The sequence below is a fragment of the Kribbella orskensis genome (genome assembly GCF_004342085.1).
Taxonomy (GTDB): Bacteria; Actinomycetota; Actinomycetes; order Propionibacteriales; family Kribbellaceae; genus Kribbella; species Kribbella orskensis.
The window spans coordinates 640155-653560 of record NZ_SLWM01000003.1; the positions used below are offsets into that span (position 1 = coordinate 640155).

Annotated in this window: 18 protein-coding genes; 16 read left to right on the forward strand and 2 right to left on the reverse strand. The window is 65.1% G+C overall.

What is annotated here, in order from left to right; translation table 11 throughout:
• The first annotated feature begins 119 nt into the window (after nt 1-119).
• The 5 genes from EV644_RS11980 (at nt 120) to EV644_RS12000 (ending at nt 3950) form a co-directional block, all read left to right on the forward strand.
• On the forward strand, nt 120-512 hold the full coding sequence (locus EV644_RS11980) for a tyrosine-type recombinase/integrase (protein ID WP_132191605.1): 393 nt from the start codon (nt 120-122) through the stop codon (nt 510-512).
• A gap of 378 nt (nt 513-890) precedes the next feature.
• Complete coding sequence (locus EV644_RS11985) at nt 891-1604, forward strand: hypothetical protein (protein WP_132197870.1); 714 nt, start codon at nt 891-893, stop codon at nt 1602-1604.
• Nucleotides 1605-2099: 495 nt separating this feature from the next.
• Nucleotides 2100-2900, forward strand: coding sequence for a DUF1883 domain-containing protein (locus EV644_RS11990; RefSeq protein ID WP_132197676.1), 801 nt, complete (start codon nt 2100-2102; stop codon nt 2898-2900).
• Nucleotides 2901-3025: 125 nt separating this feature from the next.
• Nucleotides 3026-3511, forward strand: a complete 486-nt coding sequence (locus tag EV644_RS11995; protein WP_132197678.1) for a TIR domain-containing protein — start codon at nt 3026-3028, stop codon at nt 3509-3511.
• Nucleotides 3492-3950, forward strand: coding sequence for an HIT family protein (locus EV644_RS12000; protein ID WP_132197680.1), 459 nt, complete (start codon nt 3492-3494; stop codon nt 3948-3950). The genes EV644_RS11995 and EV644_RS12000 overlap by 20 nt, the downstream gene beginning before the upstream one ends.
• 554 nt (nt 3951-4504) lie before the next feature.
• On the opposite strand, the gene EV644_RS12005 is transcribed toward EV644_RS12000, so the two are convergent.
• Together EV644_RS12005 and EV644_RS12010 are read right to left on the reverse strand one after the other, a co-directional pair.
• Nucleotides 4505-5089: a GNAT family N-acetyltransferase gene (locus tag EV644_RS12005; protein WP_132197682.1), complete on the reverse strand. Its 585-nt coding sequence runs from the start codon at nt 5087-5089 to the stop codon at nt 4505-4507.
• Complete coding sequence (locus EV644_RS12010; protein WP_158292789.1) at nt 5086-5997, reverse strand: GntR family transcriptional regulator; 912 nt, start codon at nt 5995-5997, stop codon at nt 5086-5088. The genes EV644_RS12005 and EV644_RS12010 overlap by 4 nt, the downstream gene beginning before the upstream one ends.
• 88 nt (nt 5998-6085) lie before the next feature.
• On the opposite strand from EV644_RS12010, the gene EV644_RS44475 reads away from it, so the two are divergent.
• From EV644_RS44475 to EV644_RS12060, 11 genes are all read left to right on the forward strand, one after another.
• Nucleotides 6086-6289, forward strand: a complete 204-nt coding sequence (locus tag EV644_RS44475; RefSeq protein ID WP_132197686.1) for a hypothetical protein — start codon at nt 6086-6088, stop codon at nt 6287-6289.
• Nucleotides 6277-6507, forward strand: a complete 231-nt coding sequence (locus EV644_RS12015) for a hypothetical protein (RefSeq protein WP_132197688.1) — start codon at nt 6277-6279, stop codon at nt 6505-6507. The genes EV644_RS44475 and EV644_RS12015 overlap by 13 nt, the downstream gene beginning before the upstream one ends.
• Entirely contained in the window at nt 6507-6686 is a 180-nt protein-coding gene (locus EV644_RS12020; protein ID WP_132197690.1) for a hypothetical protein, read from the forward strand. Before EV644_RS12015 ends, EV644_RS12020 begins: the two co-directional genes overlap by 1 nt.
• Complete coding sequence (locus EV644_RS12025) at nt 6686-7048, forward strand: hypothetical protein (protein ID WP_132197692.1); 363 nt, start codon at nt 6686-6688, stop codon at nt 7046-7048. The genes EV644_RS12020 and EV644_RS12025 overlap by 1 nt, the downstream gene beginning before the upstream one ends.
• Nucleotides 7048-7863: a DUF2637 domain-containing protein gene (locus EV644_RS12030; RefSeq protein WP_132197694.1), complete on the forward strand. Its 816-nt coding sequence runs from the start codon at nt 7048-7050 to the stop codon at nt 7861-7863. Before EV644_RS12025 ends, EV644_RS12030 begins: the two co-directional genes overlap by 1 nt.
• An 83-nt stretch (nt 7864-7946) precedes the next feature.
• A complete protein-coding gene (locus EV644_RS12035) occupies nt 7947-10214 on the forward strand; it encodes an FtsK/SpoIIIE domain-containing protein (protein WP_241999454.1) in 2268 nt (755 codons plus the stop codon).
• A 118-nt stretch (nt 10215-10332) separates the two neighbouring features.
• Complete coding sequence (locus EV644_RS12040; RefSeq protein ID WP_199239756.1) at nt 10333-10593, forward strand: hypothetical protein; 261 nt, start codon at nt 10333-10335, stop codon at nt 10591-10593.
• The gene (locus EV644_RS12045; protein ID WP_241999455.1) at nt 10590-10892 is read left to right on the forward strand and encodes a hypothetical protein; all 303 of its coding nucleotides are present in this window, start codon (nt 10590-10592) and stop codon (nt 10890-10892) included. Before EV644_RS12040 ends, EV644_RS12045 begins: the two co-directional genes overlap by 4 nt.
• Nucleotides 10893-11057: 165 nt before the next feature.
• Nucleotides 11058-11237 carry a hypothetical protein gene (locus EV644_RS12050; RefSeq protein WP_132197696.1) on the forward strand — a complete coding sequence of 60 codons (180 nt, stop codon included), beginning with the start codon at nt 11058-11060 and terminating at the stop codon, nt 11235-11237.
• A gap of 98 nt (nt 11238-11335) precedes the next feature.
• Nucleotides 11336-12214 (forward strand): bifunctional DNA primase/polymerase, encoded by an 879-nt coding sequence (locus tag EV644_RS12055; protein ID WP_132197698.1) that lies wholly within the window; start codon nt 11336-11338, stop codon nt 12212-12214.
• A 44-nt stretch (nt 12215-12258) separates the two neighbouring features.
• Complete coding sequence (locus EV644_RS12060; RefSeq protein ID WP_132333360.1) at nt 12259-13329, forward strand: AAA family ATPase; 1071 nt, start codon at nt 12259-12261, stop codon at nt 13327-13329.
• Nucleotides 13330-13406: the final 77 nt, after the last annotated feature.

The window sequence follows — 13406 nt, forward strand, 5'->3', positions numbered from 1 at the left end:
GACTGAGTTCAAGGGAAATGTGTTCGAATCTAACGCGGTGTGCGTGAGGGCAGCGACTTTTGCCAGCGAGACAAAAGCCGCGCTGGCTGACCCTGACTCACGGCTCCCATGCTCCGAGCATGGCGGCAATCGCTTCTAGATGGTGGCCTGGGGCCCGTTACGCAGCCGATGCCTTCGTCTTCACTGGCGCGAAGGGTGCACAGTTGCGTTTGTCAACGTTCCAGAGGAACCGGCGACGTGGAATCGCTGCCGCAGGGCTGACTGAAGAGGTCCATTTTCACGACCTGCGACACACCGGTAACACCTGGGCGGCGCAGACCGGTGCGATGCTCCGAGAGCTGATGGAGCGCAGGGGACACGCGAGCAGCAGAGCCGCGCTGATCTACATCCACACCAACGACGACCGCCACGAGAGCGTCGCTCAGAAGATGTCAGAGCTGATCGAGAAGGGGTTGCCAGAGGGGCCGAGCGAGGCGGACCCGGACGACCTCCCAGAGGCATCGGGCACGTAGCGGGCACGGGCCATCTACCAGGCCCCTGAGACGAGGAAACCCCAGGCCAGGGACCTGCCTCTGACCTGGGGTTCCAGTGGAGCGGGTGACGAGAATCGAACTCGCACTGTCAGCTTGGGAAATCAATCAAAGCGGGGCGGCGGTGATGCCAGACCGCGTTGCAGGGTACCTACGACGGGCTCCTTTTGACCTCTCTTGACCGCTGGAGATCGCACGAGCATCGCACGGTCGCGTCCTCAGGGCTGTCTCTAGCAAGCCGTGCAGGCTCGACAGACTCACATCCGGTCGAGCAGTTTCCGCGACTTGAAGCGAATCCGAGGCCGCATACTGATGCGTGTGACGGTACCTACCGAGTTTTGGGCAACGAGCGCTCAGACGATGCCTGTGCTTGCATTAGCGCTCGTTATCGAGGCCCGCACCATCATGTCGAAATGGGAACCAGGTCGCCTGCGCGCCTACAAGAAGCTCCAGGGCGTCCTCTGGGCCGTACCGTTGCTTGCCTTCGCGTTGGCTGAGGGTATCTGCTTCCGGGCCCTCGCGGGCGATCCAGTTCGCGACTTCTGGACGGTCATCATTCGGGTGGCGATCGTCTTCAGCATGGGCAGCATCATCATAAGTCCAGCGCTTGAATTCGTCGTGCGTTCGTATGCGCGTCCGATCGCACGAATGGCTGGACGCCTAGCGTGGTTAACGACTCCCGTCCGCAGGTATCTGTGGCGTCACGACCTCTCGGTTTCGAAGCGCAGGTGGAATCGGGCGTTGATCGAACTTGAGGCTGATCTCGGTGCTATCGAGGCGCGGCTTGCGAACATCGAAGCTTCCGTGGCGGAATGCGACGATCCCGACAGCGTGGACTCTGCTAGAGAGCTGCGCGAGGTTGAAGTCGTTAGGCAGAGTGACGCCTACACCTCGATTAAGCAGAGGATAGGGGCGGCACGTGCTGCGTACGACCGGTCGGAGGTTGACCGATTCACAGACTGGACGGACGAGCGTCTTCAGAAATTCGTCTCGACGCTTGAGCCTCAACTCGAGCGGATGTCCGCTGGACTGATTGACACCAGCGCTGCTGAGGAACCCAAACGCGCGTCCTGACTCCGGACGGTCGGAACTCCCCACCGCAGCCGCACAGCTTCGGCCCAGCGTCTTCCCGTCTGCCGTTCGGCCCCTCTGGCGTCTCCTGATAGGTCCTGACTGGGCTGAGCGGCAGGCGGGAAGACGCACCCCGACCCCCACCCAGATAGCCGGCCGATTCCGACCCGTCATCCCGAAGTCGCGAGGCCCCCGCCAGAGGCAAATGCTCATGGCTCTTGCTCGGTTGGCGTCGCACACCAGATCGTTCCTAGGTCGGGATCAAATCGTCGCGGATGTACGGTCCGCTGGGACACCTGGGACATCCGCATCAACCGCCCGTCCCGGGTGAACGCGCAGGTCAGGCGCACCGCTGGGACGCTGGGACACCTGGGACAGGAACGGGCCGACAGCCCCGCCGAAGCGCTCAGGATGACGACTCCCCGTGGCGTTGTCTAGAAGTGTCGTCGGATGGAGATACGCTCGCTTTCTTGCTAGACGAGCGTTAAAGGAGCGGTTGTGTCCAGCGGATTCCCGTTTACTAAGTACGAATTTCCGAGTCTCAAGCGGGGAGCGACAGTCGAGGTCACCCTGCAGGGAAACGGAGCAAACGTTCGACTTATGGACAGCAGCAACTTTAATGCCTATAAGGCGGGACGTGCGCACCGGTACGTCGGCGGTCTCATTCAGCGATCGCCTTACCGGATGTCGGTGCCGCGCGACGGCCGCTGGTTCGTGACTGTGGACATGATTGGGTTGCGAGGCACCACGCGATCCAGTGTCCGGATCATCCCTCCACCGCTGGCGCCGGCCAGGCAGGGCCTCTCGGGCGGCTCGCTCTCCGACATCCGGCACGAAGCGCCGCCGTCCGTTGAAGATGACGCCCAAGTCTGGGATGTCTTCGTCTCGCACGCTAGCGAAGATAAGGCTGCAGTAGCTCGTCCACTGACCGATGCACTCAAGCAACTTGACGTATCCGTTTGGCTTGATGACTTCGAGTTGCGCATCGGCGATAGCTTGCGCCGAAAGATTGACCGAGGGCTCGCGCGGAGCCGATTCGGGGTGGTGATCATTTCGCGCAGCTTCTTTGCAAAAGGCTGGCCGCAGTATGAGCTCGATGGGATCGTGAGCCGCTCGGTCTCTGGTCAGCAGACTCTTTTGCCGGTCTGGCACGAAATCACGAAAGCCGAGGTGATGGACCAATCGCCATCACTTGTCGATAAGATCGCGCGGAGCACATCCCAATACACGATCGATGAGATCGCCCGCGAGATTGCTGAGGTGATCCATTCAAATGGTGAGCCAGGCATTGATGAATGATTGCCAAATTTGGCGTGGCTAAATCTGGAATCGGGCGCATCTCGCATTTGAGCGTTCCCGTTGAGATGTGGCTGACCTCAGTTAAGCTCGCGTCATGAGATCGTTTCTATCTAGGGAGAGAATACGTGGCAAAGTCGGCATTCTTTAGTTTTTATTACCAGCGGGATAACTGGCGCGTGCAGCAGGTCATGAAAATGGGCGCTGTCGAAGGGCAGCCGCTTCTCAATTCTCAGGACTGGGAGACCGTCGAGAAGCAGGGGCCCAAGGCTGTTGAGAATTGGATAGAAAAGCAGATGAAGTACAAGAGTGCGGTGGTCGTCCTGGTCGGCGCTCAGACGGCGAAACGTCCATGGGTGAAGTATGAGATAACAAAGGCGTGGAATGAAAGGCGCCCTCTTGTTGGAATTCGCATCCATGGACTTGCTGACGTAAATAGTAAGACCGACTTCCTGGGGCCGAATCCTTTCAACGAGGTTGGTCTCCAAGGTGGGGGAACTGTGGGGAGCTATGTGACACTCCATGATCCGGTTGGATCTAATAGTCAGGCGGTCTACGCGTCCATCAAGAACAACATCGGCTCTTGGGTGGACAATGCATATAAGCGCTCCTGAAGTGCCGCCTGAAAAGGACTGCCCTTTCTGTGAGATTGTCGCACGCGATGATCCGGATGCGAGGGAACTCTTCCGCAATGCGCATGTCGTGGCATTCTTCCCGCTAGAGCCCGCCACTCTCGGGCATACATTGATTGTCCCGCGTGCTCATAAGCCTGACATCTGGACCCTTACGGCGGAAGATGCAGCGCATATTGCCGAAGCGACCTTGAAAGTTGCTCACGCCATTAGGAAAGTGATGCGCCCAGATGGGCTCAACGTCATCCAATCGAACGGTGAGGCTGCGACGCAAACAGTAATGCATTTGCATGTTCACGTTGTCCCTCGATGGAGCGGCGATTCGATAGGCCGAATTTGGCCACCAAGTAGCCCGTACACAGAGGAACAGAAAGACGATGCCTGGGAGTTGCTGAGGCAAGAATTTCGCGCAGCTACCTAGCGGTAGAGCTCGCCCTAATTAGTACGGCGACACCAACGAGTAGCAGTGGCAGATAAAATCCGAGTATCGACCATGATCGTAGAATGTGCGGCCAGGTGCAGTAGTGTTTATGTTTCGGATCGGCTCTGTCAACGTATGAGCTGGTTCTCATGAAATAGATGGCGACGCTCCCGGTGCAAGCATCCTCATAGAGCGCGCGGAACTTCCTCTCTTCGCGTAGGTATCTGGCATCGAGGGAAGCGAATAGGAGGATGGAAATAAGGCCGAGTAGAGCAATGGAGGGTGCATTCTTTGTCAGCGCATAGCCGAGTGTTGCCGTTGCGACCGTAAGCGACCATCCCTTTGCCGCCGCTGAGGCTCCCGACATCCGTGCAATTGTGTTGTGGATGAAGTCCAGGTGCTTTCGCTGGTCCTCGCTGAGGCTCGCAGGCTGGATAGGGACGGTCGCACTCACTTTAGGACTCCGTAGCTTGGTCGAAGCGGTCGAGAACCCACGACCACTTGAACGGTTTTGATAAGTGACCGCAAGTGACTCATCGGATACACCGCTGAGGTCAGAGAGATGGAATGTTTGGGAACTCGATGCCGCCGAGAGTGTGGTCGATGAGGTAGGCGGCGGGTTTCTTGGCCAGGCGGAGTTCGGCCGGCCTTTCGAAGAGGGCGCCGGACATGCGTACGGGGTCGGTGCGGGTTGTGAGGTACTGGAAACCACGGTCCAGGTAGTACTTGTGGAGACCGAAGTTGTCGCGCCAGCAGTCGAGGCGGAGCCAGAGTCCGCCTGCCATCTCGGTCCGGTAGCAGGACCAGTCCAGCAGGACGTCGCCTAAGCCGGTGCCTCGGTGGTCGGATCGGATGATGAATTTGTAGAGGTAGAGGGCAGGTGCCCGCATCTCTTCCTCGGTCCAGAAGGTGGGGTCGCCTGCGTCGAGGGACAGGCTGCCGATGATCTCGTTGTCCTCGGTCTCGACTACGAAGGTGCTACCGGCGCCGATCCAGCCCTTGACGACTCGTGCGCCGTACTCGCTCCTTGTCCATTGCTCGATGCCTGCTGACCTGAGCCAGTCCTCCGCATGCCGTCGAAGCCCGACCACTGCGTCTACGTCTTCCTCACCGGCCGCGCGCACGTGGTAGGTCGTCACCGAGCATCTCCGTTGGTTGGCAGGCGCCGTTCGGGGACGGGAAGGTCGTAGGTGATGACCTGGCGGTCACCGGCCCAGATGTGGATTAGGACGCGTACGCGCCGCCCGGTCTCATCTATGCCGATTCGCGCGTGCTGGCCGACTGCGGTGCCAGGGGACAGGGACATCAGTTCGGCCTCTTCGGCCGTTGGCATCCGGACCTCGATGTTGTCGATGAACCGAACCTGCCGGAAGCCCAGGGCGTAGTAGATGCCGCCTGGGAGGGTGGTGTCTTCCGGGCTCATCAGGGGCGCTCTGCCGTCGATGAGTTTGTAGGCGATGTCCGGTGGGGTCCACGTGTCCGCGATCATCGCGACCCGTTCGGGAATGTTCTCCTCGGGTCGGCTTACTAGCCGGAGGCGTCGACGGCGTACAGCTGGCGTGCCGGGCGCGTCGAGTTGAAGGAAGTCCGCGACCTGCGCTGGCGCCGGTAGCTCGGTCACGTCGACCACGATCTGCCGACCGGTCCACCCCGCCGCCTCGACTCCGGTAAGCCACTGGTCTTTGCCGTTGGCCGGGTCGTCGGTGTAGGCGCCGAGCTCGAACTTGGACATGTCGAAAGCGATCCGCATGCGCTGACTGACTACGCGCCCGCGGCTGCCGCCGAGATCTTCGATCAATCCCTCGTGCTCGAGGCGGCTCACCGCCGAACGAACGGTGTTGCGAGATAGGCCGGTCTGCTCCATGAGTTCCCGCTCTGACGGGAGCCGGTCACCCGCCTTCAGTTCCTGTCGATCGAGGCGGCTGCGGAGATCCTCGTAGAGGTTCTCCCATCGCGTCGGACTGTTCACCGGTAGCTCTCCTGTCTCTCTCCCCGTTGGACGGTACCAAGCAAATTTGGTTGGCACCAAGTGCTTGCGCTCGATCACTTTCTGTGGTTTGGTTCCATCCAAGACAGCTTGGTACCGACCAAACTGGCATGGATCAGACCAAGCACTACCTGGGGAGTGACTACTGATGCAGACAGTTCCGTTCGTGATCGTGATGGCCGGTTTCGTGTTCCTAGGCGTGAAGTGGGGCGGCTGGAACCTAGGCATCGTCGTGTTCTCGGTCGTCTTCGGCCTCTTCCTGGCTGCGACGCCGCTCGGCGTGGAGGCAGTGCAACAGATCACCACCTGGGGTAACGAGTTGTTCCCGAAGCTTCAGGCGTGGTCGGCATGACCGCGCTGGCCACCTGGCGCCTCGACCGGTTCTGCCGTGTCTGGCAGGACGCGGACGGCGCCTGGAAGTGGCGCTGCCGCCTGTGTGACCCGGACCCGGCGCCGTTCTCGGGCCGGACGTGGTCCCAGCCGCTGGCGAGCGCCGACGCCGACGAGCACATGCGCACTTGGCACACCAATGACCCGATTCACCTCACTGACTTTCGGAGGGCTGCGTAATGCCTGAGTTGCTGCCGAACCTTGACGGGTTCTTGTGGGATGACGTGCTGGACTCGCTCTACGCCCAGGCGCACAAGTTCTGGGAGGCGGACAAGCCGGAGGTTGCCGACGCGATCGCCGAGCTGGCCGACGCGCTGGCGGCTCACCCGCCGATCGCGCGCCTTCGGAGTGAGGCGTAATGGACGCCGCTACCGCAGTCGAGCATGCCGACGCTGCCTCCGAGGCGATCCGCGCGCTGAACCACATCACCCGCCCGGACGTCCCGGCACCGCTCGCCTATGACCTGCTGGGCCGCTTGTCCGAGGTCGGCTACCGCCTGGACCAGTTGTCCCGCCAGATCGGGGCGGGTCTGCTGCGCTCGCTGGCGCTGTACGACGTTTACGACGCGAACCGCGAACCGGAGATCAGTTACGCGATGGCGAACGAGGCGCTGATCGAGGCCGCCCGCCACGTCTACGCCGCGGGTGAGCGGTTCGCCGAGGCCCAGGCCGCGATCAGCGGACAGGGGCATAACGGCCGCCTGGACGAGAAGGAGAACTGATGACCACCGACGCCGAAGCCGCGGCGCACACGACGGTCACGGGGCCGAGCGTGTGGGAACGCCGAACGTTGCTGGCAGCCACCGTCATGGTGGTGACCGGTGTGGCCGGCATCGCGGCCGCGATCTCTTACGGGCACATGCACGACTGGGCATCGGCCAACGGCGAACCGTCCTGGCGGGCGTTGCTGTTCCCGCTGTCGGTCGACGGTCTGCTGATCGCTGCCTCTGCCGTCTTGCTGGCCGATTCCCGATCCGGGCGCAAGGCTGACTGGCTGGCCTGGACTCTGGTTGTGGTCGGGTCGCTGGTCTCGGTGACCGCGAACGTGGCGCACGACTGGGTAGCCCGGGCGGCCGAGATCGCGATTGCCGGGTGGCCGCCGCTGGCCCTGGTCGGCTCCTACGAACTGCTGATGCGGCTGCTGCGCCGCCTGCAAGCCCCGGCCGACACCGAGGTCACTGTCCCAGCCGTTGAATCTCCGGCCGAGCTCGGCGGTCCGGCGGAGCGGGACGAGCCGAGCTCGGCGAGCTCGACTCCGACCGAGCCGAGGCCGAGGAAGCGGGCAGCGAGCAAGCCGCGGTCCGGGGCGAAGTCGCGGCCGAGCCGGGAGCCGGAGGCGCGGCAGTGGTGGGAGCGGGAGCGGGCCGAGGGGCGGGAGCCGTCCGGCGCGGAGGTTGCCCGGGCGGTGGGAGTGGACGGAAGTCTCGGGCGCCGCTGGATGCGGGAGTGGCAGGCCGCCGCTCGCCCGGCCGAGGTAACCGGCGAGACCGACAACGACGTGACCGTGATGGATGAGGCGACCGGGAGGGCCGCGTAATGGCTGGATGGCTGAACAGGCGCCGGGACCGAGATGACGACGTCACGGCCCGGAGCGAGGTAACCGGGACGACGAGCGAGACCGTGAGCGGGACCGAGGAACGGGACGGGGGAGAGGTGCTGTTGTTCCGGTCCCGGGACGACGACACCGACCCGACCGGGACCGGTAGCGAGACCGTGGCCGGGAGTGGGCCGAGGGTGGTTCAGGTCCCGTCGACCGGGACCGAGGGGGAGGTTGTCGACGCCGAGCTCGTGGACGATGACGCGCCGGTTGTCCCGGTGAATCTGCCGGGCGAGTTGGCCGACTATGTGTCGCCATGGCAGCGCGACGTTCAGCGTCGCGCGGTGGTCCCGGTGTGGCTGCGGGACAAGACCGAGGCGAGGACCGCCGCCCTGTGGGCTGCGTCGTATGCGGGGCATCACGCCGCGTTCCACGCCGTCCGGCTTCCGCTGTACGGCGGGGTCCTGCTGGCCCGCTCTCCGCGTGGTGCGGGCCGAGTGATCGCGGCGACGGCGCGGTGGCTGACCGATGCCGAGGCAGCACCGCTGCGGCACGAGGCGGTACGGGTGACCGACGCGACCGAGTACATGCGCCTGGCGCGGTTGCGTTCGGAGCGGCAGCGCACGCGGCTGGCGCTATTCGCGACCGGGACTCTGGCTGCCGCTGGGACAGGACTGGCGCTGATGTTCGCGGGACCGGCGTGGCTGCCGGGACTGACAGTCGCGGGACTGGTCGCGCTGCTGGGCAAGATCGGCGCACCCGCCGACCGGCCGCTGACGGGACGCGCGGTGGTCACCCACAAGGTCCCGAAGCTGACCGACGACATGGTCATCCGTGCCTTGTCCGCGCTGGGCATTGCCGAGATCAACAAGGCGATCGCGAAGGGTGGGAACGGGATCTCGTTCCCGGCGCCGATCACGCGCGACGGTCCCGGTTTCCGGGCCGACGTGGATCTCCCGTACGGCGTGACCGCTGTCGACATCATCGAGCGCCGCGACCGGGTGGCATCGGGACTCCGCCGCCCGCTCGGGTGCGTATGGCCGGAACCGGCGCACGATCAGCATGCGGGACGGCTGGTGTTGTGGGTCGGGGACCGGGACATGTCCCAGGCCAAGCCCGCGCCGTGGCCGCTGGCGAAGAAGGGCACGGCTGACCTGTTCAAGCCGATCCCGTTCGGCACGGACCAGCGTGGCCGTCCCGCGACCGTCACGCTCATGTACGACAACGTCCTCATCGGCGCCATGCCGGGCGCCGGCAAGACGTTCGCGCTGCGCGGTCCGCTGCTGGCCGCCGCGCTCGACCCGCTGGTCAAGCTGTGGCTGTACGAGCTCAAGGGAACCGGTGACCTCGGTCCGCTGGAACCGGTCTGCGAGCGGTACTCGTCCGGCGCCGATGACGAGTCGGCCGAGGCTGCGCTGTTGGGGTTGCGGGCGCTGCGGGACGAGGTCAGGAAGCGCGCGGACATCATCAAGCGGCTGCCGCGTGATGTCTGCCCGGAGAACAAGGTCACGGCCGAACTCGCGAAACGGAACAAGGGTCTGCGGCCGATCGTGATGGCTATCGATGAGTGCCAGAACCTGTTCACCCACCCCGACCACGGTCCGGAGGCGGCCGAGCTCGCGACCGCGATCATCAAGCTGGGAAGGGCTCTCGGCGTGATCTTGCTGCTGGCCACCCAGCGCCCGGATGCCAAGTCGCTCCCGACCGGCGTCAGCGCGAACGTGGGGATCCGGTTCTGTCTGCGGGTCACCGGGCAGCTTGAAAACGACATGGTGCTCGGCACATCGGCCTACCGCAACGGCGTGCGCGCCACGACGCTTACGCCGAAGGACAAGGGCATCGGCTACCTGTCCGGCGCGTCTGACGATCCGCAGGTTGTGCGGACCTACTACGTCGACGGCCCGGCGTCCGAAGCTATCGTGACTCGCGCCCGCGCGCTGCGGGAAGCGGCAGGAACCCTTACAGGGCACGCGATCGGCGAACAAGTCGCCGATGAGACCCGCGCCGCGTCGGTGCTCGCCGATGTAGCCGCGGTGCTGGTGGCCGGTGAGGACAAGGTCTGGTCCGAAATCATCGTGACCCGGCTCGCTGGTCTGCGGCCGGATCAATACAAGGGCTGGGAGCCTGCCCAGCTGGCCGCCGCGCTCGCGCCGTACGGAGTCAAGACCGTGCAGGTGTGGGGCAAGGACGAAGAGACAGGAGTCGGCGCCAACCGGCGCGGCATCACCCGAGGAGACCTTGACCGCGCCATCGCCAAGCACCAGCCGAGGCCTGTCGATGCACCCCGCCCGGCGTCATCGACCAGCCCAAACGATTCGGCCGGCACTAGCCCAGAAGACGACAACGGCTAGCACCAAGGGCCGCTAGACCTAGCACCCCCGCTAGCGGCAAAAACCCGCTCTGACCTGCGAACAAGCGTTCTAGCGCCCGCCAGAACGCCAGACCCCGCCATGCCTCAGGAGGCCACCCATGACCCCCCTCATAGCTGCTAGCGCTAGCTCGACGTTCGGCCTGGTCGTCATCGCCGGAATGCTGCTAGTCGGCTACTTCCTCGCCTGCGCCGCGTACCCGTTCGGCAAGTGCCGCAAGTGTGACGGGCTCGGGCGCCACCACTCGCCCGGCCGGGCGCACTGGCGCGACTGCAAGCGCTGCGCGGGAACCGGAGCCCGGGTTCGGATCGGGCGCCGCGTCTACATGCGGCTGCGTGGCCACGAACGGACCGGACGATGAGCCCGGCCGCGCCGCTGGCTGACCAGCCGCGGGCAGTCCTGCACCCGGCCGCGTCGCGCTGGATCACCTTGTGGGACGGCCGCGAAGCCCTCGGCTGGGACCACCACGGCCTACCGGTGTTCCGGTTCCGCTGGGCACCATCCGGGCTCGCCACCCGCCGCCAGTTGCGAGCGCTGCGGCTGAGTCCGGGCAGGCAAGAACCCTACGCGTTGCTGGTCTGGCGCCACGGGCAGCGCTGGGCATGGCTCTCCGCCTCGACCTCGCCAAGCCATCCCGCGTCCCGTCGCCAGCCCAGTTGAACGCACTCGACAAAGCCATGATCGCCCGGCGCCGCTGCCACCAATGCAAGACCGTCGCCGACTACTGCATCCCAACCTCGGACGGCCGGTGCGTCGACTGCATGACAGCACCGACCTGGCAGACCGCCGCCTAGCCAGCCATCTCCCGCGAACGGAGCCATCCCCATGCCGGACAACCCGAAAGCCAGCCGTCGACTGCGACGCAAAGCCGCCCTCGCCGAATACCGCGCAGCGCTCAAAGACTTCCGCCGCTTCGACAGCGCCAACCAGACCGCTGCCTACCGCAAGGCCGCCGAACGGCTCGACACCGCCGAGCACCGACTGAACCAGTTGCGCCTCTTCTAACGGCCCGACAGCGCACCGCTAGCCGGTAGCCAGTCCCGTTCGAGCCGGGCGCGCGCACTCATGCCAACCCAACCCCGACACTCGCGAGGAGAACCGACGTGAACGACCTGCTGACCGCCGCCAGGACGGCCGCCGAACGCGGCTGGCACGTATTCCCGCTCATCCCCGATGGCAAGCGTCCCGCAGTCGAGGACTGGGAGAACCGGGCCACCATCGACCCCGCCCGGATCGAGCGGTGCTGGACGGCCGGACCCTACGGGGTCGGCATTGCCTGCGGACCCTCCCGCCTGGTTGTGGTCGACCTGGACCAGCCCAAGCCCGGACAATCCCCGCCCGAGGAATGGCGACGGCCGGGGATCACCTGTGGCGCGGACGTGCTCGCCGACCGCACCGAAGCTGCCGGACAGGCCTATCCCTGGAACACCCACACAGTCGTCACCGGCCGAGGCGGCGAGCACCTATACTTCACCGCCCCGACCGGGGCCGAACTGCGCAATACACAGGCTCGGCTCGGCTGGCTGATAGACACCCGCGCCTGCGGCGGTTACGTCGTCGGCGCCGGATCAACTGCCGCTGGACGCAGCTACCGGACCGCCCACGACATCACCCCGGCGCCGCTACCGGGATGGCTCGCAGAGGTTCTCAAGCCCGCTCCCGCGCCCGCTCCGATCACGGCGCCGATCCAGCTGGACGCCATGCGGCGATCGAGCTACCTGCACGCCGCGATCCGTGCCGAAACCGACCGCGTCAGGATGGCGGCTGAGGGTGAGCGCAACCTCGACCTCTACAAAGCCGCGGTCGCGCTCGGCCAGTTGGTTGCCGGAGGCTCGCTCTCCGAGCTCGACGTCCGCGCCATCCTCACCGGCGCCGCCGTGTCCCAGGTCGCGGCCGGTGCCTACACCGCGTGGGAAGCCGACAAGACCATCACGTCAGGTCTGCGGGCCGGGGCCAAGCGACCGAGGACGGTGGCCGCCTGATGCCCCTGGCCGAGTACCCCGATCACGACGGGCAGCCCTTGCAAATGGCTGACGTCATCTACCCGGACTGGCCGCCGCCCCTCGAGGTAGAACCGGAGCAGACCACCACGCGCCCGGCCAAGGTCGACCCGTTCGCCAAGGCTTGGACGGCCGACCGGCTGATGGCTGAGACGTTCGCGCCGCCGCGCTGGGCAGTACCCGGCCTGATCCCTGAAGGGCTGTCGCTGCTGGCCGGTGCACCGAAGGCCGGGAAGTCGTGGCTAGCACTGAATCTGGCGCTCGGCATTGCGGCTGGGACACCCGTCCTCGGAGAGGTCGACGTCGATCCCGGACAGGTGCTGTATCTCGCGCTGGAAGACACCCCGCGACGCCTGCAGAACCGCATGGGCAAGATCCTTGGCGATGCGCCGGCACCTGCCGGTCTGACCCTGTTGACCGAGTTCCCGACCTTGCCCGCAGGTGGCGCAGATGCGATCCGGGGCTGGCTCGACACCCGGCACGATGCCCGCCTGGTCGTCATCGACGTGTTCGCCAAGATGCGCGGCAACAGCGCGCCCGGCGTGAACCCGTATGACGCGGACTACGCCGCGATGGGCCGGGCAAAGAGCATCGCCGACCAGTACGGCATCGCGGTGATTCTCGTGCATCACCTGCGGAAGATGGCCGCCGACGACTTCACCGCGGAACTGTCCGGAACGAACGGAGTCGCGGGCGCGGCCGACACGATCATGGCCCTGAAGAGGCCGCGCGGCGAAGCCGACGGCGTACTCCACATCACCGGCCGCGACGTAGACGAAGCCGAACGCGCAATGCGTTTCCACCCCGACAACGGCACCTGGGAACTACTCGCCGGACCCGCCCTAGACCACATCGTCAGCGGCACCCGCGCCGCAGTCCTCGCCTACCTGCGCAAGGTCCCGGGCGCTAGCCCGAAAGAGATCTCCGACGCTCTTGGCGAGGACCGGGAGAGCGTCCGCAAGACCTGCACCCGTATGGCGGCCGACGACCAACTCCGGCGCACACCAGCTGGCCGCTACTACCCGCCAGAACGGACCGAGACACCCGGACTATGGCCTGCTGTCCCAGGTGTCCCACCGTCCCAGACCCCTACTTGACCAGCGCAAACACCTGGGACAGGCACACGGAGGACCTGTCCCAGGTGTCCCAGGAAGCCACTCACTCGCACATCAAG